Here is a 25,166-nt window from a genome sequence, read left to right as displayed (position 1 = left end):
GGGCGCCTCGATCGCGCGCGCTGCGCGCTTCCCCGTCGTGCTCATGCACGCATCGTGGGCGATGCTGGTCATACGGTGCAACGGAGTTTCCCCGCCTCGAGAACGCCCAGGAAACACGCAGGAAACAGAGATCCTCGGCCCCGAATGCGCGAAAGTGCACTCTTGTGCGAATCGCCGCGAGGGTTTTGGGTGGGACGAGCAATGCCGGTCCGGCCAACATCATCCGGGCCGGTGGCATGGTGGAATCTCAGGAGGATCCCGACATGTCCGATTCGGTTACCGACTGTAGCGACTGTACGGAGCCCCGCACCGCTCTGTCCGCCGCCGAGGTGGAGGCCCTGGTCAGGGGCATCTGCTTCAAGACCGGACCGCCCCGCACCGTCGGGGTCGAGGTGGAATGGCTCGTCCACGAGCTGCGCACACCGCAGCTCCCCGTCACAACCCGCCGACTCGAAGCGGCCTACGCCGCCCTGCGGGCCGTGCCCCTGAGCTCGGCGCTCACCGTCGAGCCCGGCGGCCAGCTGGAGCTCAGCTCGCCGCCCGCCGCCTCCCTCATGGAGTGCATCGGCACCGTCTCCGCCGACCTCGACGCCGTCCGCACGGCGCTCGCCGGGCACGATCTCGGCCTCGTCGGCCTGGGCCACGATCCCTGGCACTCGCCCCGCCGGTATCTCCACGAACCCCGCTACGACGCCATGGAGGCGTGCCTCGACCGCACCGGTCCGGCCGGCCGCGCCATGATGTGCACCTCCGCGTCCGTGCAGGTCTGCCTGGACGCCGGCTACGAGGAGCCGGGCCCGCTGGGGCACGGGCGGCGCTGGTGGCTCGCGCACCAGCTGGGCGCGGTCCTGGTCGCCGCGTTCGCCAACTCCCCGCTGGTCGGCCGCGAACCCACCGGCTGGCTCTCCACCCGGCAGCTGCTGTGGATGGAGATCGGCGCGGGCCGCGCGGGCGCGCCCGCGCTGGACGGCGACCCCCGCGCGACCTGGGCGCGGCATGTGCTCGACGCCCCGGTGATGTGCATACGGCGAGACGACGGCGCCTGGGACGTCCCGGACGGCATGACCTTCCGGGAGTGGACCCGCTCCGGCGTGCCGAGGCCGCCGACCCGCGAGGATCTCGACTACCACCTCACCACCCTGTTCCCGCCGATCAGACCACGGGGCCACATCGAGCTGCGCATGATGGACGCCCAGCCCGGCGAGGACGGCTGGATCGTGCCGCTGGCGGTGACGACGGCGCTGTTCGACGACCCGGAGGCGGCCGAGACCGCCTACCGCGCGGTGAAGCCGCTGGCGGAGCGGGCGCAGGGGCTGCCCGCCCCGCACAACCCGCTGTGGCTGGACGCGGCACGCACCGGCCTCGCCGACCCGGAGCTGCACGAGGTGGCCGTGCAGTGCTTCACGGCCGCCCTGGACGCCCTGCCGAGGCTCGGCGCAACCGTCGGGGTCCAGGACGCCGTCGCCACGTATCTGGAGCGCTACGTCCGCCGGGGCCGCTGTCCCGCCGACGACCTGCTGGACCAGCTGCGAGGCACGGACCCCGCCGACGACCTGCTTGTCGGCGCCCTTGAGGGCCGCGTCGGTCCGGACCGGCGTCACGGCAAGGACCCCGCCTCCGATCCACTGGACCGGTCGCACCGCAACAACCTCGCCGACGGACCACTGGACCGGCCGCACCGCAAGAACCCCGCCGACGACCCGCTGGACCGGCCGCACGGGAAGGACCTCCGCACATGACCGACGACGCCGAGACGCTCCGCGTACGGGCGCTGACCACTCTCACCACGGCCCGCGACCGCACGACGCTGCTGACCAGCTGCGTCGACGACCCCGACCTCACCGCCCAGCACTCGCCGCTGATGTCCCCGCTGGTGTGGGACCTCGCCCACATCGGCAACCAGGAGGAGCTGTGGCTGCTGCGGGGGGTCGCGGGCCGGGAGGCGATGCGCCCGGAGATCGACGGCCTGTACGACGCCTTCGAGCACCCGCGCGCCGAACGGCCCAAGTTGCCGCTGCTGCCGCCCGTCGAGGCCCGGCAGTACGCGGCGGAGGTGCGCGGCAGGGTCCTGGACCTGCTGGAGTCGACCGACTTCCACGGCACCCGGCTCACCGAGGCCGGTTTCGCCTTCGGGATGATCGCCCAGCACGAACAGCAGCACGACGAGACGATGCTGATCACCCATCAGCTCCGCAAGGGCCCCCAGGCCCTGACCGCGCCCGACCCGGCCCCGGCCCCGCTGTACACCGGTCCGGCCGAAGTCCTCGTCCCCGGCGGCCCGTTCATGATGGGCACCTCGGACGAGCCCTGGGCGCTGGACAACGAACGCCCCGCGCACCGGCGTGAGGTGGCGCCGTTCTGGATCGACACCGCTCCGGTCACGAACGAGGCGTACCAGGAGTTCATCGAGGACGGCGGCTACTGGGTCGACCGCTGGTGGTCGCCGGCCGGCTGGGCGCACATCCGGGAGCACTCGATCGACGCCCCGCTGTTCTGGCGCCGGGACGGCGACCAGTGGCTGCGCCGGCGGTTCGGCGTCACCGAGGTGGTCCCGCCCGACGAGCCGGTGGTGCACGTGAGTTGGTACGAGGCCGAAGCGTACGCCCGCTGGGCGGGGCGCCGGCTGCCGACGGAGGCCGAGTGGGAGAAGGCCGCCCGGCACGACCCGACCACGGACCGCTCGATGCGTTACCCGTGGGGCGACGCCGACCCGGCGCCCGAGCACGCCAACCTCGGCCAGCGGCATCTGCGCCCGGCCCCGGCCGGCAGCTACCCCGAGGGTGAGTCGCCGCTGGGGGTACGCCAGTTGATCGGCGACGTGTGGGAGTGGACGGCGAGCGACTTCCTGCCGTACCCGGGCTTCCGGGCGTTCCCGTACAAGGAGTACTCGGAGGTGTTCTTCGGCCCCGAGTACAAGGTGCTGCGCGGCGGCTCGTTCGCCGTGGACCCGGTGGCCTGCCGGGGCACGTTCCGCAACTGGGACTACCCGATCCGGCGGCAGATCTTCTCCGGCTTCCGCACCGCCCGGTCCGCGGAGGGCGTCTGATGTGCCGTCACCTGGCCTACCTGGGGCCCGAGGAGCCGCTCGGCAGACTCCTGGTGACGCCGGCGCACGGCCTGTACCGGCAGTCGTGGGCGCCGCGGCGCCAGCGGTACGGTACGGTCAACGCCGATGGTTTCGGGGTCGGTTGGTACGCACCGGGCGACCCGGTACCGGCCCGCTACCGGCGGGCGGGCCCGATCTGGGCGGACCAGTCCTTCGCCGACCTCGCGCGAGTCGTCCGCGCCTCCGCCCTCCTCGCGGCGGTCCGGGACGCGACGCTCTCGGGCGCGGACGCCGAGGCGGCTGCGGCCCCGTTCGCGAGCGGGCCGTGGCTGTTCAGCCACAACGGCGCCGTCAAGGGCTGGCCCCGCTCCCTGGCACCGCTGACGGAGACCCTTCCGGCAGCGGACCTGCTGGCGATGGAGGCCCGCAACGACTCGGCGTTCGTGTGGGCGCTGGTCCTCGCCCGGCTCCGGGCGGGCGACGAGGAGGGGCAGGCGCTGGCCGACACGGTCCTGGAGGTCGCCGAGGCGGCCCCCGGGTCCCGGCTGAACCTGCTGCTCACCAACGGCGAGTCCATCGCCGCGACCGCCTGGGGCGACACGCTCTGGTATCTCGCGAGCCCCGGCCGCAGCACGGTCGTGGCCTCCGAGCCGTACGACGACGATCCGCACTGGCAGGAGGTCCCCGACCGCACCCTGCTCGCGGCCAGCGGCACGGACGTGCTGCTCACGCCGCTCAAGGAACCGTCCATGGAACCACCGAAGGAGCCCCGCACGTGAGTCCGTTCCTTCTCACCCGCACCCTGCCCGAGGACGCCACCGAGGCCGCCCTGCGCGCCGACGTCCTCAACGGCCTGACCCGCACCCCGAAGACGCTCCCGCCGAAGTGGTTCTACGACGCCCACGGCAGCGAACTCTTCGACCGGATCACCGAGTTGGAGGAGTACTACCCCACCCGCGCCGAGCGCGAGATCCTCGTCGCCCGCGCCGGGGAGATCGCCGCGGCGACCGGGGCCCGCACCCTGGTCGAACTGGGCTCCGGCTCCTCGGAGAAGACGCGGTACGTCATCGACGCGCTCACCGAGCTGCACACGTACGTGCCGGTCGACGTCAGCGAGAGCGCGCTCACCCAGGCCGGTCACGCGCTCATCGCCGAGCGGCCGGCGCTGAGCGTGCACGCGCTCATCGCGGACTTCACCGCCGAACTGGCCCTGCCCGAGACGCCGGGCCCCCGGCTGGTCGCCTTCCTCGGCGGCACGATCGGCAACCTGCTGCCGGCCGAGCGGGCGGTATTCCTGGCCTCGGTCCGCGCCCTGCTCTCCCCCGGCGACGCCCTGCTGCTCGGCACGGACCTCGTGAAGGACGAGAAGGTGCTGGTCAGGGCGTACGACGACGCGGCGGGCGTGACGGCCGCGTTCAACAAGAACGTCCTGACCGTCGTCGACCGCGAGCTGGGCGCCGACTTCGACCCCGGCGCCTTCGACCATGTGGCGCTGTGGGACGCGGAGCACGAGTGGATCGAGATGCGGCTGCGGTCCCGCACCGCACAGACGGTGAAGATCCCGGCGCTGGACCTCGCCGTGGACTTCGCGGCGGGCGAGGAGCTGCACACCGAGATCTCGGCGAAGTTCCGCAAGGAGGGCGTGCGGTCCGAACTGTCCGCCGCGGGGCTTGAGTTGTCCCACTGGTGGACGGACGAGGAGGGCCGTTTCGCGTTGTCGCTGAGCCGGGTGCGGTGACGGACGGCTCGCGCTCGGCCGTCGCCTGGGGCACGGTGGTTCCATGACGAATCACACCTATCGGGTGACCGAGATCGTCGGCACCTCGCCCGACGGCGTCGACCAGGCGATCAGCAACGGGATCAGCCGCGCCTCCCAGACCCTCCGCAACCTCGACTGGTTCGAGGTGACGCAGGTGCGGGGCCAGATCGAGAACGGTCAGGTCGCGCACTGGCAGGTGGGCCTGAAGGTCGGCTTCCGCCTGGAGGAGTCGGACTGAGCGTCCGCTCTCAGGTCCGCCCCTCCCGCTCCTGCGCGTTCTTCAGCGCGGCGGAAGGGGCGGTCCAGCGGGCCCGTACCACCGTGAAACCGGCCTGCTCGGCGTCCGCGCAGACCAGTTCGTCGTCGTCGACCAGCACCCGGACGTCCCGGGTGCGACCGAGGCGGCGGAGGGTCTCCAGCTTGGTGCGCCGGGCGGGCCTGCGGTCGTTGTCCCGCCGCATGTAAACGCGGCCGTCGGGCAGCCCCTGCGCGGCCAGCCAGTCCCGCGTGTCCTGGCGGCAGCGCTCGGGCCGGCCGGTGAGGTAGACGACCTCGCACTCCGCCGCGTGCTCCAGGACCAGCGCGATGCCCTGCGGGAGGGGCGGGTCGGCGGGCGCGGCGGCGAAGAAGCCGTCCCAGTCGCGCGGCTGCCGTTCCAGGAAGTGCTGCCGGTGGGCGGTGTCCGCGAGGGTGTTGTCGAGGTCGAACACGGCCAGGGGGCGCTCGCTGCTGTCGGTCACGGCACTCACCCTAACCAAGAAGCGCCAATTGTTAATGAGATCCATTTTCATGTAGCGTCCTCGGTGCTCGCTGCCCCACCGAGGAGGTCCCTGTCATGGCTGTCCCCAAGCGGAAGATGTCCCGCAGCAACACCCGCCACCGCCGCGCGCAGTGGAAGGCGGCCACGCCGTCGCTGGTGCCCGTCACGATCGACGGCGTACGTCACCTCGTACCGCAGAACCTGGTCAAGGCGTACGAGCGCGGCCTGCTGCGCCCCGAAGGCTGAGCGCCCGATGCCTCCCCACGACCGCCTGCCGGTCACCGTCCTGTCCGGGTTCCTCGGGGCGGGCAAGACCACGCTGCTCAACCATGTGCTGGCCAACCGCGAGGGCCTGCGGGTCGCCGTGATCGTCAACGACATGAGCGAGGTCAACATCGACGCCGCGCTGGTGCGGGGCGGCGAGGCCGCGCTGTCGCGCACCGAGGAACGCCTGGTCGAGATGACCAACGGCTGCATCTGCTGCACGCTGCGCGACGACCTGCTGGAGGAGGTCGACCGGCTGGCCCGGGAGGGCAGGTTCGACCACCTGCTCATCGAGTCGTCGGGCATCTCCGAACCCCTGCCCGTCGCGGCCACCTTCGCCTTCGCCCGCGACGACGGGGCCACGCTCGGGGACGTCGCCCGCCTGGACACCATGGTCACGGTCGTGGACGCGGCCAACTTCCTGCCCGAGCTGGACAGCGGCGACGAACTCGCCGAGCGCGGCCTCGCGCCCTTCGAGGACGACGAACGCACGGTGAGCGATCTGCTCGTGGACCAGATCGAGTTCGCGGACGTCCTGGTCCTCAACAAGCTCGACCTGGTCGACGCCGACGCCGCGGCCCGCCTGCGCGCGACCCTGCGCCGCCTCAACCCCGTCGCCCGGATCGTCGACGCCCGCCACGCCCGCGTGGACCTCGGACAGGTCCTGGGCACCGGGCTGTTCGACCTGGACCGCGCACAGCAGGCGCCGGGCTGGGTCCAGGAGCTCAACGGCGAGCACGTCCCCGAGACCGAGGAGTACGGCGTCTCCTCCACCGTCTTCCGCTCCGAACTCCCCTTCCATCCAACCCGGTTGTGGGACTTCGTGACGCAAGACCTCGACGGCGGCGCCCACGGCCGCGTCCTGCGCTCGAAGGGCTTCTTCACCCTCGCGAGCCGCCCGCTGGTGACGGGCCTGTGGTCCCAGTCGGGCTCGGTGGCCCGCTTCGAGCCCTCGGCGGCACGCGACGAGGAGGCGCCGTACGCGCAGGAGCTGGTGTTCATCGGCACGGGCTTGGACCACGCGGGTCTGCACAGGGCACTCACGACCTGCCTCATGACGCCGGACGACTGCGCGCCCTTCCCTGACCCCTTCCCCGCATGGGACACGTACGGGATCGACGACTCCTGCGAGCACGAGCACACCCTGACGGCCTGAGACAGAGACGGAGACGGAGACGGCCGGCGGAATACCGGACCCCCGCACAGCGTCATGACAGAGGTGAGCCTCAGCCAGCAGACCGTCCGGTTCTCCGTCCTCGACCGTTCCCGCACCCGCGAGGGGCACTCGAACGCCGAGGCGCTGCGGGACACCGTGCGGTTCGCGCGGGAGGTGGAGGCGCTCGGCTATCACCGGTTCTGGGTGTCGGAGCATCACGGCGTGCCCGGTGTCGCCGGTTCCGCGCCGACGGTCCTGGCGGCGGCCGTGGCGGCGGCGACGGGGCGTATCCGGGTCGGCACGGGTGGTGTGATGCTGCCGAACCACCGGCCCCTGGTCGTGGCCGAACAGTTCGGCGTGCTGGAGTCCCTCTTCCCCGGCCGCATCGACATGGGCCTGGGCCGCTCGGTCGGCTTCACGGACGGCGTCCGCAAGGCGCTGGGCCGCGACAAGGACGACGCCGACGCCTTCGCCGCCCAGCTCGACGAACTGCTCGGCTGGTTCACCGGCACCTCCCCGACCGGGGTCCACGCCCGCCCCGCGGAGGGCCTGAGCGTCCCGCCCTTCGTCCTCGCGATGGGCGAGGGCGCCGCCATCGCCGCCCGGGCGGGCCTGCCGATGGTCATCGGCGACCTCAGGAACCGCGAGAAGATGCGCCGCGGCATCGACCACTACCGCGCCCACTTCCGCCCCTCCCCCTGGGCGAGCGAGCCGTACGTCGTCATCTCCGGCACGATCGCCGTGGCCGCGACTCCCGAGGAGGCCCACCACCTCCTGATCCCCGAGGCCTGGTCGATGGCCCACTCCCGCACCCACGGCACGTTCCCGCCCCTGCCCCCGGCCGACCGCGTCGCCTCCCTCCCGATGTCCCCCAGGGAGCGCGGCTTCTACGAGTCCGGCCTCACCGGCCACATCGCGGGCACCGAGGACCAGGTCGCCCACGAGCTGGAGACGGTACTGAAGGAGACGGCCGCCCAGGAGGTCCTGGTCACGACGAGCACGTACGACCGCGACGCCCTGCTGGACTCCTACCGACGGCTGGCCTCGATCGTCTCCGACTAGAGTTCCCCCTCATGCGCACCCCACATGACCCGTATGTCCGTGTCCGCGGTGCCCGGGAGCACAACCTGAAGAACGTGGACGTCGACATCCCACGGGACGTGCTCGTCGTCTTCACCGGGGTCTCAGGGTCCGGGAAGTCGTCGTTGGCGTTCGGGACCGTGTACGCGGAGGCTCAGCGGCGGTATTTCGAGTCGGTGGCGCCGTATGCGCGGCGGCTGATCCATCAGGTCGGGGCGCCGAAGGTCGGGGAGATCACCGGGCTGCCGCCGGCCGTGTCGCTGGAGCAGCGGCGGGCCGCGCCGACGTCGCGGTCGTCGGTCGGGACGGTCACCAACCTGTCGAACTCGCTGCGGATGCTGTTCTCGCGGGCCGGCGACTACCCAGCGGGGGCCGAGCGGCTCGAGTCGGACGCGTTCTCGCCGAACACGGCCGCCGGGGCCTGTCCGGAGTGCCATGGGCTGGGGCGCGTGCACCGGACCAGTGAGGAGCTGCTCGTACCCGACCCCTCGCTGTCCGTCCGGGACGGGGCGATCGCCGCCTGGCCCGGGGCCTGGCAGGGCAAGAACCTGCGCGACATCCTCGACGCGCTCGGGTACGACGTGGACCGGCCCTGGCGTGAACTCCCCGCCGAGCAGCGGGAGTGGATCCTGTTCACGGACGAGCAGCCGGTCGTCACCGTGCACCCGGTGCGGGACGCCGAACGCATCCAACGGCCCTACCAGGGCACGTACATGAGCGCGCACCGGTATGTCATGAAGACCTTCTCGGACTCCAAGAGCCCGACCCTGCGGGCGAAGGCGGAGCGGTTTCTGAGCAGTGCGCCCTGTCCGGCGTGCGGGGGCAGCCGGCTGCGGCCGGAGGCGCTGGCGGTGACGTTCGCGGGGCGGACCATCGCCGAGCTCGCCGCCCTGCCGTTGACCGATCTGGCCGGGCATCTCGTCGCGGACGGTGAGACCGCCCGTGTCCTCACCGACGACCTGCGGTCCCGTATCGCCCCCGTCCTCGAACTCGGCCTCGGCTACCTGAGCCTCGACCGGGCCACCCCCACCCTCTCCGCGGGTGAACTCCAACGCCTGCGCCTGGCCACCCAGTTGCGCTCGGGCCTGTTCGGTGTGGTGTACGTCCTCGACGAACCGTCCGCCGGACTCCACCCGGCCGACACGGAGGCCCTTCTCACCGTCCTGGCGCGGCTGAAGGCGGCGGGCAACTCGGTGTTCGTGGTGGAGCACCACCTCGACGTCGTGCGGGGCGCGGACTGGCTGGTGGACGTGGGGCCGCTCGCCGGTGAGCACGGTGGCCGGGTGCTGCACAGCGGACCGGTGGCGGACCTGGCCTCGGTCGAGGAGTCGGCCACCGCCCGGTATCTCTTCGACCGCTCGCCCGTCCCGGTGCGTGAAGTACGCAGCCCCGGCGGGCAGTTGAAGGTCGGCCCCGTCTCCCGGCACAACCTGCGCGCCGTGACCGCGGAGTTCCCGCTCGGCGTCCTCACCGCCGTGACCGGCGTCTCGGGTTCGGGCAAGTCCACGCTCATCGGGGAGATCACGGAGGACCTCGCGGGCGTGGGCCGGCTCGTCTCGGTCGACCAACGGCCCATCGGACGTACTCCGCGCTCCAACCTCGCCACCTACACCGGCCTGTTCGACGTCGTCCGCAAGGAGTTCGCGGCGACGGAGGAGGCCCGTCGGCGCGGCTTCGGTGTGGGGCGGTTCTCCTTCAACGTCAGCGGCGGGCGCTGCGAGACCTGCCAGGGCGAGGGGTTCGTCAGCGTGGAGCTGCTGTTCCTGCCGAGCACCTACGCCCCGTGCCCGGACTGCGGCGGCGCCCGCTACCACCCCGAGACCCTCGAAGTGACGTACCGGGGGCGGAACATCGCGCAGGTGCTGGACCTCACCGTGGAGTCCGCGGCGGACTTCTTCGCGGACACCCCGGCCGTCGCGCGCAGCCTGCGCACCCTGCTCGACGTGGGCCTCGGCTATCTGCGCCTCGGCCAGCCCGCCACCGAACTCTCCGGCGGGGAGGCACAGCGCATCAAGCTCGCGAGCGAACTCCAGCGCGGCCGCCGCGGCCACACCCTCTACCTCCTCGACGAGCCCACCACCGGCCTGCACCCCGCTGACGTCGACGTCCTGATGCGCCAACTGCACGGCCTCGTCGACACCGGGAACACCGTCATCGTCGTCGAGCACGACATGTCGGTCGTCGCGGGCGCGGACTGGGTGATCGACCTGGGCCCGGGCGGCGGCGACCAGGGCGGGCGGATCGTCGCGGCCGGACCGCCGACCGAGGTGGCACGCACGGAGGGCAGCGCGACAGCGACCTATCTGGCCCGCGCCCTGGGCTGAACTCCCTGCGCAGGCCCCACCGGCGGTGGCAGCACGACAGCCGCCCATCTGGCCGGCGTCCTGGGCTGAACAGGCCTCAGCGCTGGGCTCCCGGTCTCTCCTCCAGCACCGCGTACGCCGGGCCGCCCGCGTGGTGCAGCCGCCAGAGGCGGTCGGCGACACGGTCCGGGTCGTGGGTCCGGGCGGGGCCGGTCAGCGCCAAGTGGGCGACGTGCAGCGGACTGTCGGCGAGCGACTCGGCCAGCAGCGCCACGTACGCCCGCTGTGCCGATCCGACGACCGCGCTCGCCGCCCGCTCCGGATGCGCGTGCGCCGCCTCGGCGCCGTCGGTGACGAACAGCAACGTGCCGCGTCCGGCCGTCCGCATGGCGGGCAGCACGGCCTGTACGGCGGCCGCGGCACCGACGACGTGCGATGCCGACGCCCGCTCCAGCTCGGCCGCTCCGGTCTCCGGCACCGACTCGCTCAGGACCGCCCCCGGCGCTGGGCCGAAGCACAACACCTCTGCGGGGCCCTGCCGTTCGGCGAGCACCGTCAAGGCTCGCGCGAGTTCGACGGGGTCGCTCGCGTCGGCCGGGTACGACTCCGTCGCGACGGCCTCCGCGATCAGGTCCAGGGTCAGCGCGGCCAGCCGGGCGGGGTCGGGGGCGACGAGACCCACCGGGTGCCCGGCGCGGGCGAAACGTCGGGCCACCGCGGCGCCGACCCCCGGCCCGGCGCCGACGACATGGACCGGTCCGGGGTGTGCGCTTCTCATGTCCACTCCCTCGATGGCGAGTTCGCCGGCACAGGCATGGCCTGCCGAGGAAGAGTCTCAGGGTGGCTCACGGGTGTCGACCGGCCTGCGGTACCTACACGTTCTACGCCACCAACGCCGAGTGGATCCAACCCGGTTGAGACGTCGCTCCCGGCTGCACGGCCAGCGCGAGCGAGCGCCGGTCGGGGTGGCTGCCGTACGGAATGGCCTCCCGTATCTCCACCTCCGCCACCAGCCCCCGCGCCGACACCACCCGCCACACCGAGGCGAGCAGACTGTCCTCGCCGACGAACGCGGGCGCGGTGCTGGCCGTACCGCCGTCCAAGCGGTAGCGCAGCCGCACCGGCTGGACCGGGACCCGCGCGTCCAGGGCGGCCTGGAAAGCGGCGCGGCGGAAGGTGCCCTGGGCGCGTCCGCACCAGGTGCTGCCCTCGGGGAAGACGCCGACCGCCTGGCCGGCGCGCAGCACGCGGGCGATGTGGTCGACCGTGTCCGGGAGGGCGCGCAGCCGGTCCCGGTCGATGAACAGGACCCCGCCCCTGGCGGCGAGCGCGCCCGCCACCGGCCACCGCCGGATCTCGGCCTTGGCGACCATCCGCGCCGGGCGCACGGCGCCGAGCAGCGGGATGTCCAGCCAGGAGATGTGGTTGGCGACCAGCAGGGTGCCGCCGGTGGGCGCGGCGGTGCCGGTGACACGGACCCGGACCCCGGCGGCCCGTACGATCCACCGGCACCACCGCCTGACCACCTCGGCGGGGATCCGCCCGCCGAGCGGCAGCAGCGCGACCCCGGCGAGCACCAGGGCCACGACCGCCACGAGCCGCAGCACGGCACGCGGTACGGCCGTGGCGGACCCCGTCGGCTCCACGCACGTCCCCGGGGTGCAGGGCGCGCTCGGCAGCCAGACGCTCATCAGGCCGGCACGAGGGAGAGGAAGTGCCGCAGATAGCGCGGGTTGACCCGGCGCATCGACAGCAGCACGTACAGGTCGGCGACCCCGAAGTCCGGGTCGTGGGCGGGCTCCCCGCAGACCCAGGCGCCGAGCCGGAGGTAGCCGCGCAACAGGGCGGGCAGCTCGCCGCGTCCGGCGGCGGGCTCGCCGGGGACCCACGGCAGCAGCGGGCGCACCCGGAACTCCTCCGGCGCCAGGTGCTTGGCCCGCACCCGGTCCCAGGTCGCGGAGGCCAGTGCGCCGCCGTCGGCGAGCGGGATGGAGCAGCAGCCGGCCAGCCACTCGTGGCCGCGGTCGATCATGTAGCGGGCGATGCCGGCCCAGATGAGCGAGATGACGGCGCCGTCCCGGTGGTCGGGGTGCACGCAGGAGCGGCCGACCTCGACCAGGCCGGGGCGCAGCGCGTCGAGCGGGGCGAGGTCGAACTCGCCCTCGGAGTACAGGCGTCCGGCGATCGCGGCCCGCTCGGGCGGCAGCAGCCGGTAGGTGCCGACGACCTGTCCGGTGCTCGTGTCGGTGACGAGCAGGTGGTCGCAGTAGGCGTCGAAGGCGTCGACGTCGTGCCCCGGCTGGGGGCTCGCGAGCAGGGCGCCCATCTCGCCGGCGAACACGTCGTGCCGCAGCCGCTGGGCGGCGCGCACGTCGGCCTCGTCACGGGCCAGGGAGACGGTGTAGCGGGTGGGGGTGGCGGAGAGGGGCGGGGAGTCCAGAGCGGATACGGCGGTCATGGCTCACTCCAGGTCACGGGCCGGTCGGCCTGAGGGGAAGAACAGGCCGGCGGGAACGACCTGCGCGTACCTGTTCTTCCGATGCCGTCTGGCCGGTACATGACCGGGGGCGGGAGCCGGGATGTGGGGTTGTTGAACGCCGTGGTCCGTGACCGTCACGTGGCCGGGACGCAACCTTCCAGCCAGTAGCGCGTCTCCGCCTCGTCGAGGACGCGCTCCAGGACGAGGTCTCCGGTCATGTTCGGGAAGAACCGGCCCGAGGGCCAGCTGCGCTCGTAGGCCGGCGGGTCCAGGACGAGCAGGCGTACGCCGTCGACGACGGGGATGTCGGCCGGGGTGCCCTCGTTCCACACCCACTCCCCGCCGGGTGTCATGAGGTTGAAGGAGCCCACGGTGTGCACCTGTCCGGGCGCGTCCCGGCACACGGCGACCTCCTGCGGCGACGGGGCCCGGCCGGGCACGTGACCGCCGCCGACGAGGAGGTCCGCGAGGAGGGTGTGCAGCTGGAAGTTGTCGCCTATGCCGCCCATGCGCATCCGGTAGCCGGTGCCGGACGGGCGGTGCAGGACGACCAGCGGTTCGTCGTCGAGGACGAGCAGCGCGTACTTCAGGCACTTGAACTGGTGCCCGGTCGTCTCCTCGACCGCGGTGACCGCCCGCACCAGCCGGGCGCGCAGCGACCTGTCCAGCGCGGTGCGCACGCCGGGGTCGTTGAGCAGGGCGAGGCAGGCCATCTCGAACTGGGGCAACGACAGCCAGGCCAGGGCCGCTTCGGGGCCCACCCGCTCGAAGAGGGCCGGGTGGGCGTCGCTGTCGTCCGGGTGGGGGTGGTCGCCGCCGCCGGTCTCCTGCCAGCGTTCGCAGAACTCCCCGATCTCGGCGAGGGTTTCGGCCAGCTCCACGAAGACATACGGGGCGCAGGGCCGCGGGTCCGCGCCGCGTTCCACGCACGCGCCGACGATCACCGCCACGACGCCGCGCGGCCCCGGCGGCACCTCGGGGAGCAGCGCGGCGAGCCGGGGTGCGGCCTGCGCGGTCTCGTGCGGGCCCGCCTCGCCGAGGCTGCGGTGCAGCTCCTGGAACGCGCGCTCGGCCCCGTCCGGGTCCTGTCCGCGCACCGCGGTCTCGAATGCGGTGACGGCCTCGAGGAACCGCTCCCCCGTCTGTGTTCCGAAGATCATGCGCACAGGCTATCGAGGCCGGGAACGCGAGACGGGGCCGGGGAGCACCACTCCCGGCCCCGCCCGTCCGCACCCTGTCGGCGAACGTCCTTGTGCGGTCTGCCTCTTGGCGACCTCGCCAGTGACCGGCGGGTCTACCTCTTGGCGACCTTGCGCGTGGCCCGCAGCCACTCCTTGTTCATGCTCGTGATCGACATCAGCGGGATGCCCTTCGGGCAGGCGGTCGCGCACTCGCCGGTGAGGGTGCAGCCGCCGAAGCCCTCCTCGTCCATCTGCGCCACCATGTCCAGGACCCGCGTCTCCCGCTCGGGCGCCCCCTGCGGCAGCACGTTCAGGTGGTTGACCTTGGCGGAGGTGAACAGCATCGCCGCCCCGTTGGGGCACGCGGCGACACACGCCCCGCAGCCGATGCACTCGGCGTGCTCGAAGGCGAAGTCGGCGTCCGGCTTGGGCACCGGCGTGGCATGCGCCTCCGGCGCGGCACCCGTCGGCGCGGTGATGTAGCCGCCCGCCTGGATGATCCGGTCGAAGGCCGACCGGTCCACGACCAGGTCCTTGATCACCGGGAACGCCGACGCCCGCCACGGCTCGATGTCGATCGTGTCGCCGTCCTTGAAGGACCGCATGTGCAGTTGGCAGGTGGTGGTGCGCTCGGGCCCGTGGGCGTCGCCGTTGATGACGAGTGAGCAGGCGCCGCAGATGCCCTCGCGGCAGTCGTGGTCGAAGGCGACGGGGTCCTCACCGCGCAGGATGAGCTCCTCGTTGAGCGTGTCGAGCATCTCCAGGAAGGACATGTCGGAGGAGATGCCGTCCACCTCGTACGTGGACATGGCGCCTTCGGCGTCGGCGTTCTTCTGCCGCCAGACGCGCAGGGTGAGCTTCATGCGTAGCTCCGCTGGGTGGGGTGGACGTACTCGAAGACCAGGTCTTCCTTGTGCAGTACGGGAGATGAGCCGGTGCTCGTGAACTCCCAGGCGGCCGCGTAGGCGAACTCCTCGTCCCGGCGGGCCGCTTCGCCGTCCGGGGTCTGGGACTCCTCGCGGAAGTGGCCGCCGCAGGACTCGGCGCGGTGCAGTGCGTCGAGGCACATGAGCTCGGCGAGCTCCAGGTAGTCGACCACGCGATTCGCCTTCTCCAGCGACTGGTTGAACTCCTCGCCGGTGCCGGGGACCTTGATGCGCCGCCAGAACTCCTCGCGGATCTGCGGGATGCGCTCCAGGGCCTTGCGCAGTCCGGCGTCGGTGCGGGCCATGCCGCAGAACTCCCACATGAGTTCGCCGACCTCGCGGTGGAAGGAGTCGGGGGTGCGGTCGCCGTCGACGGCGAGCAGCAGGTTGAGCCGGTCCTCGGTCTCCGCCAACACCTCCTGGACGACGGGGTGTTCGACGCTCACCTCGCCCTGGTCCGGGTTGCGGGCGAGGTAGTCGTTGATGGTCGCCGGGAGCACGAAGTAGCCGTCGGCGAGCCCCTGCATCAGCGCCGAGGCACCGAGCCGGTTCGCGCCGTGGTCGGAGAAGTTGGCCTCACCGATCGCGAACAGGCCGGGGATGGTGGTCTGGAGGTCGTAGTCGACCCACAGCCCGCCCATCGTGTAGTGCACGGCGGGGTAGATCCGCATCGGGACCTGGTACGGGTCCTCGTCGGTGATCCGCGCGTACATGTCGAAGAGGTTGCCGTACTTGGCCTCGACCGCCTTGCGGCCCAGGCGCTTGATGGCGTCGGCGAAGTCGAGGTAGACGCCCTGCCCGCCGGGTCCGACCCCGCGCCCCTCGTCGCAGACGTTCTTCGCGGCGCGGGAGGCGATGTCACGGGGGACGAGGTTGCCGAAGGAGGGGTAGATGCGCTCCAGGTAGTAGTCGCGCTCGTCCTCGGGGATCTTGTTCGGCGGCCGGTCGTCGCCCTTGGCCTTCGGCACCCAGATCCGGCCGTCGTTGCGCAGCGACTCGCTCATCAGCGTCAGCTTGGACTGGTGGTCGCCGGTGCGCGGGATGCAGGTGGGATGGATCTGCGTGAAGCAGGGGTTGGCGAAGTACGCGCCGCGCCGGTGGGCCCGCCAGATGGCGGTGGCGTTGGAGTTCATCGCGTTGGTCGACAGGTAGAAGACGTTGCCGTAGCCACCGCTGGCGAGGACGACGGCGTCCGCGAAGTAGGTGGAGATCTTCCCGGTGATGAGGTCCCGGGCCACGATCCCGCGGGCCCGCCCGTCGACGACGATCAGGTCGAGCATCTCGGTCCGCGGGTGCATCTCGATGTTCCCGGCGGCGATCTGCCGGCTGAGGGCCTGGTAGGCGCCGAGCAGCAGCTGCTGACCCGTCTGGCCACGGGCGTAGAAGGTGCGCGAGACCTGCACACCGCCGAAGGACCGGGTGTCGAGCAAGCCGCCGTACTCCCGCGCGAACGGCACGCCCTGCGCCACGCACTGGTCGATGATCTCGACGGAGATCTGCGCGAGCCGGTGCACGTTCGACTCCCGGGCCCGGAAGTCGCCGCCCTTGACGGTGTCGTAGAACAGCCGGTGGATGGAGTCGCCGTCGTTGCGGTAGTTCTTCGCCGCGTTGATGCCTCCTTGCGCGGCGATGGAGTGGGCGCGGCGCGGGGAGTCCTGGTAGCAGAACTGGACTACGTGGTACCCCTGTTCGGCGAGCGTGGCACCCGCCGAACCACCCGCCAGCCCCGTCCCCACCACGATCACGGTGTGCTTGCGCCGGTTGGCGGGGTTGACCAGCTTGGCCTCGAAACGGCGCTTGTCCCAGCGCTCGTTGACCGGGCCGGACGGGGCCTTGGTGTCGACGACCGGTTCGCCGGTCGCGTACTGCGCGTAAGAGGTCATGTTCAGCTCACCACTCCGGTCATGACGCCCACGGGTACGGCGATGAAGCCGGCCGTGAGCAGCAGTGCGAGGACGTTGGCCGTGGCCTTCAGGGCGCGGTCGCGGGTGCGGCTGCCGGCGCCGAGGGTCTGGGCGGCGCTCCAGAAGCCGTGCCGGACGTGCAGGCCGAGGGCGAGCATCGCGACGATGTAGATGACGTTGCCGTACCAGGTGGAGAAGGTGTCCACGACGTTCTGGTAGGGGTGCCCCTCCTGGAAGCCGCCCGAGTGCACAGTGCCGGTCGTCAGGTCCAGGATGTGCCAGACGATGAAGAGGCCGAGGATGATGCCGCCCCAGCGCATGGTGCGGGTCGCGTAGCTGGCCCGCGGCTTGCCGTGGACGTACTTGGTGGGTCGCGCCTTGATGTCGCGGCGGCTGAGCTGGTAGGCGGAGACGGCGTGCGCGACGACCGCGACGACGAGGACGACGCGGATGACCCACAGCGTCCACTCGTAGTGCATGAACGGCTCGCCGAGGGTGCGCAGCCAGTGCGCGTAGTGGTTGAACTCGCCGGCCCCGAAGAAGATCTTCAGGTTCCCGATCATGTGGACGACCAGGTACGACAGCATGATCAGCCCGCTGACGGCCATCACCGTCTTCTTGCCGACGGAGCTGTCCCACACGGTGCGTGCCATGGACGGCCGTCGGTCCGTCCGCGTTGCCAGTGCCATGTTCATGAACGCTAGGGCCGTGCGGCCCCATCGGTCCAAGACATGGTCCGCCTTGTTTCCATAGGCTGTGGCTATCGAGCGGTTATCGTACGGCCATGCAGTTCACGCAGCTCCAGTACTTCGTGGCGGTCGCCGAGACCAGGCACTTCACCCGGGCCGCGGACCTGGTCCACGTCGCCCAGCCGTCGCTGTCCCAGCAGATCAAGGCGCTGGAGCGGGAGCTGGGCGCGGACCTGTTCCTCCGGGCCCGGGGCAACATCACCCTCACCGACGCGGGCGAGGCCCTGCTCCCGCTCGCCCGCCGCATCCTGGCCGACGCGGACACCGCCCGGTACGAGGTGCAGGAACTGGTCCAGCTGCGCAGCGGCCGGGTCCGCCTGGGCGCGACCCCCAGCCTGTGCACCGGTCTCCTCCCGGACGTCCTGCGCGCCTTCCACGACCGCTATCCCGGCATCCGGCTCCTCATCGAGGAGGGTGGCTCCCACGACCTGGTCCGCGAACTGGCCCGTGGCGCCCTGGACCTCGCGCTGGTCGTGCTCCCGCTCCCGACACCCTCCCCCGCGCTGACGACGGTGGAGCTGCTGCGGGAGGACCTGGTGGTGGTCTCGTCCCCGGAGGCTCCCAAGCCGGGCGACGGCCGCCGCACCGTACGCATCGCCGACCTGGAGGGCGAACGTCTGGTGATGTTCCGGCACGGCTACGACCTGCGCGAACTGACGGTCGCCGCCTGTCGTGCCGAGGGCTTCGAGCCGGACTTCGCGGTGGAGGGCGGGGAGATGGACGCGGTGCTGGGGTTCGTGCGCGCGGGGCTGGGGGTGGCCGTCGTACCGCGCATGGTCGCGGCGCGTTCCGGCCGGGGCCTCCGGGTCACGCCGCTCGCCCGTCCCGGTCTGCACCGCACGATCGCCTTGGCCCACCGCAGCGACGTGGCACCGCCGCGCGCCGCACGGGAGTTGCAGCGGATGCTGCTCGAAAGGTGACGGCCCGCTAGCGCGCCCTACGCTCCGCCGCTGCCTGCCGTACGGCGTCCAGCGGGATCCTCGCCTGTTCGCACAGCGTGGCCAGGTCGAAGTAGATCGTCTCGCCGGCCATGAGGCCCTGCTCGAAGGGGACGACGTTGGCGAAGGGCACCTCGAAGGAACCTCCACCGGGCGGAACCCCGAGCCAGTCGCCCCGGCTCGTGCCGCGCAGCGTCCCCCACACCACGATGACCTGGTCACCGAAGGCGATGCCCTCGTCCTGCGGAGTGAGGTCCGGGAAGGCGATGAAGTACTGCTGTTCGTACGCGGCTCGCACCGCGTCCCGCCCCTGACTGCGCAGCCCCAGGGCCTGGGTCTCCAGGAAGCAGTCGTCGACGAAGGTCTGGAGGATCGAGTCGATGTCGCGCGCCGCCTCGGCCTCGCGGTGGGCCTCGAAGAGGCGACGCATGTTGGTGACGTCCATGTCCGCGCTCCCTCCGCTCAGGGTGCCGGTGGCCCCTCTTCGATCGTAGGAAGGGGGACACCGGCCAGCCACCGCAACGGTTCACCGGACAGCCACCGCACGGATCACCGCGCGGCCACGGTCCTCACCCCGTCGCGTCCACCAGCGCCAGCTGGTGCAGCCGCTCCGGCGGGCCGGGCCGGGCGTAGTACCAGCCCTGGGCCGTGTCGCAGCCCAGTATCCGCAGCTGCTCGGCCTGGGCGCCGGTCTCCACGCCCTCGACCGTGACCGCGAGGTCCAGGCTGTGCGCGAGCGAGACGATGCCCTCGACGATCTTCAGGTCGACGGGGTCGGCCGGGAACTGCTGCATGCTCTGGGTGAAGGAGCGGTCCAGCTTGAGGATGCTCACCGGCAGGCGGCGCAGGTTCGCCAGGTTCGAGTAGCCGGTGCCGAAGTCGTCCAGGGCGATGTCGACGCCCATCTCGGCCAGCCGGCGCAAGGGCTTGAGCAGGTCGTCGTCCGCGCCGATCAGCGCCGACTCGGTGACCTCCAGGCAGAGCGCGTCGGGCTCGACGCCCGTGCGCTCCAGGATGTCCACCGTGTCCTGCACCAGGCCGGGGTGGGTGAGCTGGCACGGCGAGAGGTTGACGTTGATGCGCATCGGCCCTGCGTCCGCGTGCCGCTCGCGCCAGTCACGGGCCTGCCGGACGGACTGTTCCAGGACCCAGCGGCCCAGCGGGACGATCAGACCGGTGTGCTCGGCGAGCGGGATGAACCGGTCGGGGCCGAGGACGCCGTGCTGCGGATGCAGCCAGCGGACCAGGGCCTCGGCGCCGCGGACGCTGCCGTCGCCGAGGTGGACCAGCGGCTGGTACTCGATGAAGAACTCGCCCCGGTCCAGGGCCGTGGGCAGCGCGGTCGTCAGGCCGTGCCGGGTGATCGCCCGCGCGTCCGCCTCCGCGTCCGCCAGCTCGAAGCGGTTGCCGCCCGAGGCCTTGGCCCGGTACATCGTGATGTCGGCGCTGCGCAGCACCTCCGCCGCGCTGCGCTCCCCGGCCGGGCCCTCGACGATGCCGATGCTGCCGCGCACGGTCAGCTCACGGCCGTCGACGCTGACCGGGGCGACCAGCGCGTTCATGATCCGCGAGGCGAGCTCGTCGACCCCGCGCTCGGTGTCGGTCCCCGTCGTCAGCGCCACGAACTCGTCACCGCCCAGACGAGCGACCATCTCACCGGGCGCGGTCGTGCAGGACTGGAGCCGGTCGGCCACCTCGACGAGCAGCCGGTCGCCGGCCGCGTGGCCGAGGCTGTCGTTGATGGTCTTGAAGCCGTCGAGGTCGAGGTAGCACAGCCCGAACCGCTGACCCTTGCCCGCGCCGAGCGCCTTCTCCAGGCGTTCGAAGAAGAAGGTGCGGTTGGGCAGGCCGGTGAGCGCGTCGTGGGTGGCCTCGTAGCGCAGCCGGAGGTTGAGGAGCCGGCGCTCGGTGGTGTCCTCCATCAGCGCCAGCTGGTACTGCGGGTTGCCGTCCGCGTCGCGCAGCAGGGAGACCGTGAGGTTGGTCCACAGGACCGTTCCGTCAGGGCGGGAGAACGCCTTCTCCACGTGGTAGTGCTCGCGGTCGCCGCGGACGAGTTCGTCGTAGAGGGTCCAGGTCTGCGGCGCGTCCTCGGGGTGGGTCCACTCCGCCACGTTGCGGCCCAGCATCGCCTTCTCGGTGATGCCGAACATCCGCAGCAGCGCCTCGTTGACCTGGAGGATGTTGCCGTCGAGGTCGGCCATGCCGATCCCTATGGCGGCGCCCTCGAACACCGCGCGGAAGCGGGCCTCACTCGCGTGCAGCGCCTCGGCGACCACGCCCTGCGCCTTCAGCGCGGCCGCGGAGATCGCCTCCTGCTCGGCCAGCGTCCGCTCACGCAGCGCCTGCGCGAACCCGGCGGCCATGGCGTGCTGGATACGGGAGGCGCGCACCCGCAGGTCCTGCTGGTCGCCGTCGCCGCCGCAGTACAGCACCAGATAGGCGTCGACGCAGTCCAGCGTCCGGCTGAGCGCCTCCGGGTCGGTGCAGTGCACCGTGACGAGCGCGGCGCCGACGGCCCTGCCCTCGTCGGCGTCGAAGGTCCTGGCCCGCAGCGCCTCGCTCAACCGGCGGGCCAGCGGCAGGAGTTGTTCCTCGAACTCGGGCCGGGTCGAGGACGTCGTGGTCACCGGGAACACCGCCCGGCTCCAGATCGTCGCGAACCGGCGCAGTCTGTCCTCCGGCCCGTCCGGCTCGGCGATCACGCGGTACGCCCCACGCCGGCGAACCCGGAGAACGCCCAGGGATCCTCGTCCTCAGGGTCCCAGGTCTCCGTCTCCGGCCGCCAGTGCGGCATCGGCACCAGTCCCGGTTCCACCATGTCGTACCCCTCGAAGAACCGCGCGATCTGTTCGCGCGAGCGCATGATCAGCGGGTTGCGAATGTCCTTGTACACGTCCACCGCACCCCCGGCCCGCTCCGCGGGCAGCGGGATTCCCTCGTACGAGGCATGCGTGAGCACCAGCAGGCTGCCGGGCGCGAGCGCGTCGCGCAGCTCGGCCACGGCCTCGTACGGGTCGTCCTCGTCTTCCACGAAGTGCAGTATGGCAACGAGAAGCAGGGCCACCGGCCGGTTCAGGTCGATCAGTTGCTGTACTTCGGGGCTCGCGAGGATCTCCTGCGGCTTGCGCAGGTCCGCCGCGACGACGCCCGCGCGCTCGTTCCCGGCGAGGACGGCCTGGCTGTGGGCGACGGCCACCGGGTCGTGGTCGACGTAGACGACGTGCGCGTCGGGCCTGGCGGCCTGGGCCACCTCGTGGACGTTGCCGAAGGTGGGGATGCCCGAACCGATGTCCAGGAACTGGGAGATGCCCTGCTCGGCGGCGAAACGCACCGCCCGCCGCATGAACGCCCGGTTCGCCTGCATGATCTTGGGCAGTCCCGGCATGAACTCCATTGCCTTGCGAGCGGCTTCCCGGTCGACCTCGAAGTTGTGCGAGCCGCCCAGGTAGTAGTCGTAGATCCGCGAGACACTGGGCACCGAGATGTCGATGCTCCGTGGGGCCCAGGCGGGACGCTCCATCTAGCTCTCCAAGGCTTCAGGCGATCCGGTGTTCGAGCTGAGGCTACTGATCGCCTGCCAAACGAGCGAGCTGAAACGGAAATTGACCGTCCGTTCCCGGTCACTGCCTGCGGCACGTGCCGAGTTGACGTTGCCACAGAAGCGGTGATTCACGGCAAACCGGTCCGCCCCCTGTGTGCGGTCACAGGGGGCGGACCGGTGGGTCGCGCACGCCGGCCGTTCGTCCGGCATTCTCGCTGAATCCTCGCGCCTCCCTTCCGCGATGCGTCACTGACGGGAGTCGGGCGGTCAGCCCTGGGGAGTTGACCTTCGGGTCGGCCGGGAGGGGCGACCCTTCTTCCTGCTCACTGCTTCGGCGCGCCGACCGGCTTTCCGTCGGGCGAGACGGCGTACCAGGTGCCGCCGACGCCCTGACCGTTGGTGTCGCCCGGCTCCTTGTCCTGGGCGAAGGTGTAGATGGGCCAGCAGTTGATGGTCTGCTGCTTGACCCCGTCGGGCCGGGTGAAGCTCATCAGGCCCTTCTTCTGGACACCCTTGGTGTCGTTCGCCCCGACGGGGCCGACGGCCGGCCACTTCTCCAGGCAGGCCCCGGTGCACCGGGAGATCGGGTCGGGCCAGGCGGTGTCCTTCAGGAAGCGGTAGACCGTCATGCCGTTCTTGTCGACGACGATCTCGCCCAGGTTGGGGTCCTCGCGGGTGGACAGTCCGGGCAGCGAGGCCAGCGAGGCCTTCTTGCCGGTGGGGGCGAGCGCGTACCACTTGCCGCCCACGCCCTGACCATTGACATCGCCCGCGTTGACGTCCTTCGCGTAGCGGTACGCCGGCCAGCCGGCGATCGTCAGCTGCTTGCTGCCGTCGGCGCGGGTGACCTCGCCGAGCAGCGCCTTGTCGATGCCCTCGCCGGCCGAGGCGTCGTCGGCCGGCACCGGGGGCCAGGTCGTCGCGCAGTCGCCGTCGCAGTTGGACTTCGGCGGCTCGGCGGTGTCCGTGTCGAAGCGGTAGAGGGTGAGTCCGGCGTTGTCGGTCAGCACCTTGCCGAGCTCGGGGTTGGTGACCACGGCCAGCTTGCCCGCGGACTTGGCCGGGGACTCCGGGGCGCTCGCCGAGGGGCTCGCACCGGCGTTGCCGATGCCGGAACCGATGCCGGAACCCGCGTTTCCGTAGTCACCCGCCGCGGCCGTCGCGCCCACGTTCTGACTGCTCGCGGACGGGGCTGCTTCCTGGCCGCACGCCGTCGTCAGCGCCAGCACCGCCGCAGCGCTCGCCACGAGCGATGCACTCCGCCAGGAGGTCTTCATCGTCAACTCCCCATATTCGTACCGGTGTTGCAGCGCCCTGCTGCGCTGCCGCACGACCATGGGTACGGACGGAAGTGGCTGTTGTGTTCAACCGGGGCACATTTTTCTTTCCGGAAGCTGTGACAGCGGTCCACCGCGAGGCACGAAAACCCCTCCTCAAACCCCTGCGCGGCTCGCTCACTCCTTCGGGGCAATCACCCGCCACCCCAGCCCACGCCGGCGCGTTCTGGGTTCATGATCTGCGTCGTGCATCGACCCGAACCGGCCCAATACGCCTCTGCCATACGGGTGTTGACCGCCCTGGCTCTGGCATGGCTGTGCGTCGGCGTACCGGCCGGCACCGCGCGGGCCGACGCCTGCGCGTCCGCGTCGACCGGTCCGGACGGCACGGTCGCGGTGGCGGTCGCCGGCAGCGGCCTGACCTGGCCCACCCCGCCGGGGTGCCCCACGCCCACTCCCCCGCCGTGCCCCACGCCGACACCGACCCTCACCCCGACCCCGACACCCACCCCGAAACCGACCCCGACGCCCACGCCCACTCCACCCAAGCCGACCCCCACACCGAAGCCCCCGCCGAAACCGACGCCGCCACCGCCGGCCCCGCAGCCCGCGGCCCCCGCACCGCGCCCGACACCCACGCCCACGCCCACCCCTACACCGACCCCGACGCCCGAGCCGTCGCCGAAACCGACCCCGCGACCGACTCCGACCCCGACCCCGACCCCGACTCCGGTGACCTACCCGGCGTACCACGCACCGGCCCCGCACCGAACCGCGCACCACAGCACCTCGCCGCTCACCTTCGTCCTGCTCATCGCGGTGCCCGCCATCGCCGCCGTCGCCGCGCTGCGTCCGCGCTGATCCCTGGAGGCCTCCCTTGCCGGAATGGCTTGTTCTCACCCTCGCGATGCTGGCCGCCTGTGCCGTGGTGGTCGTCATCGTCGTCGTCCGCCACGGGGCGGCGTCGGAAGACGAGGACCCCGACGAGACCCCGGACGTCATCGAGTACATGACGATGTGGATCGGCGTGGTGTACGCCATCGTCCTGGGCCTGGCCATCGCCGGGGTGTGGGAGGGTCGCAGCGCGGCCCAGGACCACGTCCAGGCGGAGGCGGTCGCCCTGCACGAGGTCTCGGAGCGGGTCCGGGTCTACCCGGCCGACGCCCGTGACCGTATTCGGGAGGATGTCAACGCCTATGTCGGACACGTCGTGAACACCGAGTGGAAGACGATGGCAGACAAGGGCGAGGTCACCGAGCGCGGCACCCAGCTGCTGGAGAAGCTCCGCCAGGACGTCACCGACTACGAGCCGGCCAACGACTTCGAGGCCCAGGCCTACCAGCCGCTGGTCGACCAGGTGGCCGCGGCCGACACGGCGCGCACCTCCCGGACCAACGCGATGGGCGCGACGATGCCGGGGGTGGTGTGGTTCGGGCTGATCACCGGGGCCGTCATCACCATCGGCATGGTCCTGGCCCTCCAGATCCGCAGAACTCCGCGCGAGCTGATCCTCGCCGGGCTGTTCTCCGCCCTGATCGCCTTCCTGCTCTTCCTGATCTGGGACTTCGACGCGCCCTACAGCCGGGGCATCACGGCTTCCGCAGAACCGTTCCTGAACCTGTTCCCGAACATCAAGGGCTGACAGCCCCTCACCTGACGGGCACCCAGCGGGGACGCCGCCACGCCGTCGGCGTCCCCCGACCGGCCCACAACCGTGCCCCATTCGCCCGACAGCGTTCGCGCAGGTGTGCGCACCTTCCTAGCGTTCCGATCATCGAGGTGCATTTCCGGCAAAGGCGG

Annotated in this window: 25 protein-coding genes; 12 read left to right on the top strand and 13 right to left on the bottom strand. The window is 71.7% G+C overall.

All coding sequences use genetic code 11. The features are described from left to right. The first annotated feature begins 263 nt into the window (after nucleotides 1–263). Genes egtA through EJC51_RS40700 form a run of 5 tightly spaced genes read left to right on the top strand, consistent with a single transcriptional unit; the run spans nucleotide 264 to nucleotide 5,043 of the window. Nucleotides 264–1,739 (top strand): ergothioneine biosynthesis glutamate--cysteine ligase EgtA, encoded by a 1,476-nt coding sequence (gene egtA / locus EJC51_RS40720; RefSeq protein ID WP_244363068.1) that lies wholly within the window; start codon nucleotides 264–266, stop codon nucleotides 1,737–1,739. Next, on the top strand, nucleotides 1,736–3,046 hold the full coding sequence (egtB, locus tag EJC51_RS40715; RefSeq protein ID WP_126275676.1) for an ergothioneine biosynthesis protein EgtB: 1,311 nt from the start codon (nucleotides 1,736–1,738) through the stop codon (nucleotides 3,044–3,046). Before egtA ends, egtB begins: the two co-directional genes overlap by 4 nt. After that, a complete protein-coding gene (gene egtC, locus EJC51_RS40710) occupies nucleotides 3,046–3,825 on the top strand; it encodes an ergothioneine biosynthesis protein EgtC (protein ID WP_126275675.1) in 780 nt (259 codons plus the stop codon). Before egtB ends, egtC begins: the two co-directional genes overlap by 1 nt. Further along, the gene (gene egtD / locus EJC51_RS40705; protein WP_126275674.1) at nucleotides 3,822–4,784 is read left to right on the top strand and encodes an L-histidine N(alpha)-methyltransferase; all 963 of its coding nucleotides are present in this window, start codon (nucleotides 3,822–3,824) and stop codon (nucleotides 4,782–4,784) included. The genes egtC and egtD overlap by 4 nt, the downstream gene beginning before the upstream one ends. Before the next feature lie 43 nt (nucleotides 4,785–4,827). Continuing rightward, nucleotides 4,828–5,043, top strand: coding sequence for a dodecin (locus tag EJC51_RS40700; protein ID WP_059194767.1), 216 nt, complete (start codon nucleotides 4,828–4,830; stop codon nucleotides 5,041–5,043). Between the two features lie 10 nt (nucleotides 5,044–5,053). Here EJC51_RS40700 and EJC51_RS40695 read toward each other — a convergent pair whose 3' ends face one another. Beyond that, the gene (locus EJC51_RS40695; RefSeq protein ID WP_126275673.1) at nucleotides 5,054–5,545 is read right to left on the bottom strand and encodes a phosphatase domain-containing protein; all 492 of its coding nucleotides are present in this window, start codon (nucleotides 5,543–5,545) and stop codon (nucleotides 5,054–5,056) included. 95 nt (nucleotides 5,546–5,640) lie between these two features. On the opposite strand from EJC51_RS40695, the gene rpmF reads away from it, so the two are divergent. Genes rpmF through EJC51_RS40675 form a run of 4 tightly spaced genes read left to right on the top strand, consistent with a single transcriptional unit; the run spans nucleotide 5,641 to nucleotide 10,389 of the window. Next, nucleotides 5,641–5,811, top strand: a complete 171-nt coding sequence (gene rpmF, locus EJC51_RS40690) for a 50S ribosomal protein L32 (protein WP_097271518.1) — start codon at nucleotides 5,641–5,643, stop codon at nucleotides 5,809–5,811. Between the two features lie 7 nt (nucleotides 5,812–5,818). Beyond that, a complete protein-coding gene (locus EJC51_RS40685) occupies nucleotides 5,819–6,985 on the top strand; it encodes a GTP-binding protein (protein WP_126275672.1) in 1,167 nt (388 codons plus the stop codon). A gap of 54 nt (nucleotides 6,986–7,039) precedes the next feature. Beyond that, nucleotides 7,040–8,047 carry an LLM class flavin-dependent oxidoreductase gene (locus EJC51_RS40680; protein WP_126275671.1) on the top strand — a complete coding sequence of 336 codons (1,008 nt, stop codon included), beginning with the start codon at nucleotides 7,040–7,042 and terminating at the stop codon, nucleotides 8,045–8,047. Nucleotides 8,048–8,058: 11 nt separating this feature from the next. Next, a complete protein-coding gene (locus EJC51_RS40675) occupies nucleotides 8,059–10,389 on the top strand; it encodes an ATP-binding cassette domain-containing protein (RefSeq protein WP_126275670.1) in 2,331 nt (776 codons plus the stop codon). Between the two features lie 76 nt (nucleotides 10,390–10,465). On the opposite strand, the gene EJC51_RS40670 is transcribed toward EJC51_RS40675, so the two are convergent. The 7 genes from EJC51_RS40670 to EJC51_RS40640 form a co-directional block, all read right to left on the bottom strand. Next, entirely contained in the window at nucleotides 10,466–11,146 is a 681-nt protein-coding gene (locus EJC51_RS40670) for an SDR family NAD(P)-dependent oxidoreductase (protein WP_126275669.1), read from the bottom strand. A gap of 103 nt (nucleotides 11,147–11,249) precedes the next feature. Further along, on the bottom strand, nucleotides 11,250–12,059 hold the full coding sequence (locus tag EJC51_RS40665; RefSeq protein ID WP_126275668.1) for a lysophospholipid acyltransferase family protein: 810 nt from the start codon (nucleotides 12,057–12,059) through the stop codon (nucleotides 11,250–11,252). Next, nucleotides 12,059–12,826, bottom strand: a complete 768-nt coding sequence (locus tag EJC51_RS40660; protein ID WP_126275667.1) for a GNAT family N-acetyltransferase — start codon at nucleotides 12,824–12,826, stop codon at nucleotides 12,059–12,061. Before EJC51_RS40660 ends, EJC51_RS40665 begins: the two co-directional genes overlap by 1 nt. Nucleotides 12,827–12,981: 155 nt before the next feature. After that, the gene (locus EJC51_RS40655) at nucleotides 12,982–14,007 is read right to left on the bottom strand and encodes a hypothetical protein (RefSeq protein ID WP_126275666.1); all 1,026 of its coding nucleotides are present in this window, start codon (nucleotides 14,005–14,007) and stop codon (nucleotides 12,982–12,984) included. Nucleotides 14,008–14,141: 134 nt separating this feature from the next. Continuing rightward, nucleotides 14,142–14,891 carry a succinate dehydrogenase/fumarate reductase iron-sulfur subunit gene (locus tag EJC51_RS40650; RefSeq protein WP_126275665.1) on the bottom strand — a complete coding sequence of 250 codons (750 nt, stop codon included), beginning with the start codon at nucleotides 14,889–14,891 and terminating at the stop codon, nucleotides 14,142–14,144. Continuing rightward, a complete protein-coding gene (locus EJC51_RS40645) occupies nucleotides 14,888–16,837 on the bottom strand; it encodes a fumarate reductase/succinate dehydrogenase flavoprotein subunit (protein WP_126275664.1) in 1,950 nt (649 codons plus the stop codon). The genes EJC51_RS40650 and EJC51_RS40645 overlap by 4 nt, the downstream gene beginning before the upstream one ends. 2 nt (nucleotides 16,838–16,839) lie before the next feature. Continuing rightward, nucleotides 16,840–17,511 (bottom strand): succinate dehydrogenase, encoded by a 672-nt coding sequence (locus EJC51_RS40640; protein ID WP_126275663.1) that lies wholly within the window; start codon nucleotides 17,509–17,511, stop codon nucleotides 16,840–16,842. Between the two features lie 131 nt (nucleotides 17,512–17,642). On the opposite strand from EJC51_RS40640, the gene EJC51_RS40635 reads away from it, so the two are divergent. After that, nucleotides 17,643–18,527: a LysR family transcriptional regulator gene (locus EJC51_RS40635; protein ID WP_059194780.1), complete on the top strand. Its 885-nt coding sequence runs from the start codon at nucleotides 17,643–17,645 to the stop codon at nucleotides 18,525–18,527. 7 nt (nucleotides 18,528–18,534) lie between these two features. On the opposite strand, the gene EJC51_RS40630 is transcribed toward EJC51_RS40635, so the two are convergent. From EJC51_RS40630 to EJC51_RS48000, 5 genes are all read right to left on the bottom strand, one after another. Beyond that, on the bottom strand, nucleotides 18,535–18,990 hold the full coding sequence (locus EJC51_RS40630) for an ester cyclase (protein WP_126275662.1): 456 nt from the start codon (nucleotides 18,988–18,990) through the stop codon (nucleotides 18,535–18,537). 124 nt (nucleotides 18,991–19,114) lie between these two features. Then, nucleotides 19,115–21,250, bottom strand: a complete 2,136-nt coding sequence (locus tag EJC51_RS40625) for a putative bifunctional diguanylate cyclase/phosphodiesterase (RefSeq protein ID WP_126275661.1) — start codon at nucleotides 21,248–21,250, stop codon at nucleotides 19,115–19,117. Then, the gene (locus tag EJC51_RS40620) at nucleotides 21,247–22,068 is read right to left on the bottom strand and encodes an SAM-dependent methyltransferase (protein ID WP_126275660.1); all 822 of its coding nucleotides are present in this window, start codon (nucleotides 22,066–22,068) and stop codon (nucleotides 21,247–21,249) included. The genes EJC51_RS40625 and EJC51_RS40620 overlap by 4 nt, the downstream gene beginning before the upstream one ends. 344 nt (nucleotides 22,069–22,412) lie before the next feature. Continuing rightward, the gene (locus EJC51_RS40615) at nucleotides 22,413–23,366 is read right to left on the bottom strand and encodes an SCO0930 family lipoprotein (protein ID WP_126275659.1); all 954 of its coding nucleotides are present in this window, start codon (nucleotides 23,364–23,366) and stop codon (nucleotides 22,413–22,415) included. Between the two features lie 194 nt (nucleotides 23,367–23,560). Then, the gene (locus EJC51_RS48000) at nucleotides 23,561–23,899 is read right to left on the bottom strand and encodes a hypothetical protein (protein WP_166682954.1); all 339 of its coding nucleotides are present in this window, start codon (nucleotides 23,897–23,899) and stop codon (nucleotides 23,561–23,563) included. A 199-nt stretch (nucleotides 23,900–24,098) separates the two neighbouring features. Between EJC51_RS48000 and EJC51_RS49290 the strand changes: the two genes are divergently transcribed. Then, on the top strand, nucleotides 24,099–24,227 hold the full coding sequence (locus tag EJC51_RS49290) for a hypothetical protein (protein ID WP_257041471.1): 129 nt from the start codon (nucleotides 24,099–24,101) through the stop codon (nucleotides 24,225–24,227). Nucleotides 24,228–24,243: 16 nt separating this feature from the next. Further along, complete coding sequence (locus EJC51_RS40605; protein WP_126275658.1) at nucleotides 24,244–25,008, top strand: bestrophin-like domain; 765 nt, start codon at nucleotides 24,244–24,246, stop codon at nucleotides 25,006–25,008. The last annotated feature ends 158 nt before the right edge of the window (nucleotides 25,009–25,166 follow it).

Source organism: Streptomyces aquilus (genome assembly GCF_003955715.1).
Lineage (GTDB): Bacteria > Actinomycetota > Actinomycetes > Streptomycetales > Streptomycetaceae > Streptomyces > Streptomyces aquilus.
Note: the sequence above shows the minus strand (reverse complement) of the source record. Positions and strands in the feature narration are given on the sequence as shown.

Excerpts from the sequence above, each read along its gene's own strand:
- egtA (WP_244363068.1), top strand. The coding sequence starts at position 264 with ATGTCCGATTCGGTTACCGACTGTAGCGACTGTACGGAGCCCCGCACC.
- egtB (WP_126275676.1), top strand. The coding sequence starts at position 1,736 with ATGACCGACGACGCCGAGACGCTCCGCGTACGGGCGCTGACCACTCTC.
- egtC (WP_126275675.1), top strand. The coding sequence starts at position 3,046 with ATGTGCCGTCACCTGGCCTACCTGGGGCCCGAGGAGCCGCTCGGCAGA.
- EJC51_RS40700 (WP_059194767.1), top strand. The coding sequence starts at position 4,828 with ATGACGAATCACACCTATCGGGTGACCGAGATCGTCGGCACCTCGCCC.
- rpmF (WP_097271518.1), top strand. The coding sequence starts at position 5,641 with ATGGCTGTCCCCAAGCGGAAGATGTCCCGCAGCAACACCCGCCACCGC.
- EJC51_RS40685 (WP_126275672.1), top strand. The coding sequence starts at position 5,819 with ATGCCTCCCCACGACCGCCTGCCGGTCACCGTCCTGTCCGGGTTCCTC.
- EJC51_RS40680 (WP_126275671.1), top strand. The coding sequence starts at position 7,040 with ATGACAGAGGTGAGCCTCAGCCAGCAGACCGTCCGGTTCTCCGTCCTC.
- EJC51_RS40675 (WP_126275670.1), top strand. The coding sequence starts at position 8,059 with ATGCGCACCCCACATGACCCGTATGTCCGTGTCCGCGGTGCCCGGGAG.
- EJC51_RS40670 (WP_126275669.1), bottom strand. The coding sequence starts at position 11,146 with ATGAGAAGCGCACACCCCGGACCGGTCCATGTCGTCGGCGCCGGGCCG.
- EJC51_RS40665 (WP_126275668.1), bottom strand. The coding sequence starts at position 12,059 with ATGAGCGTCTGGCTGCCGAGCGCGCCCTGCACCCCGGGGACGTGCGTG.
- EJC51_RS40660 (WP_126275667.1), bottom strand. The coding sequence starts at position 12,826 with ATGACCGCCGTATCCGCTCTGGACTCCCCGCCCCTCTCCGCCACCCCC.
- EJC51_RS40655 (WP_126275666.1), bottom strand. The coding sequence starts at position 14,007 with ATGATCTTCGGAACACAGACGGGGGAGCGGTTCCTCGAGGCCGTCACC.
- EJC51_RS40650 (WP_126275665.1), bottom strand. The coding sequence starts at position 14,891 with ATGAAGCTCACCCTGCGCGTCTGGCGGCAGAAGAACGCCGACGCCGAA.
- EJC51_RS40645 (WP_126275664.1), bottom strand. The coding sequence starts at position 16,837 with ATGACCTCTTACGCGCAGTACGCGACCGGCGAACCGGTCGTCGACACC.
- EJC51_RS40640 (WP_126275663.1), bottom strand. The coding sequence starts at position 17,511 with ATGGCACGCACCGTGTGGGACAGCTCCGTCGGCAAGAAGACGGTGATG.
- EJC51_RS40635 (WP_059194780.1), top strand. The coding sequence starts at position 17,643 with ATGCAGTTCACGCAGCTCCAGTACTTCGTGGCGGTCGCCGAGACCAGG.
- EJC51_RS40630 (WP_126275662.1), bottom strand. The coding sequence starts at position 18,990 with ATGGACGTCACCAACATGCGTCGCCTCTTCGAGGCCCACCGCGAGGCC.
- EJC51_RS40620 (WP_126275660.1), bottom strand. The coding sequence starts at position 22,068 with ATGGAGCGTCCCGCCTGGGCCCCACGGAGCATCGACATCTCGGTGCCC.
- EJC51_RS40615 (WP_126275659.1), bottom strand. The coding sequence starts at position 23,366 with ATGAAGACCTCCTGGCGGAGTGCATCGCTCGTGGCGAGCGCTGCGGCG.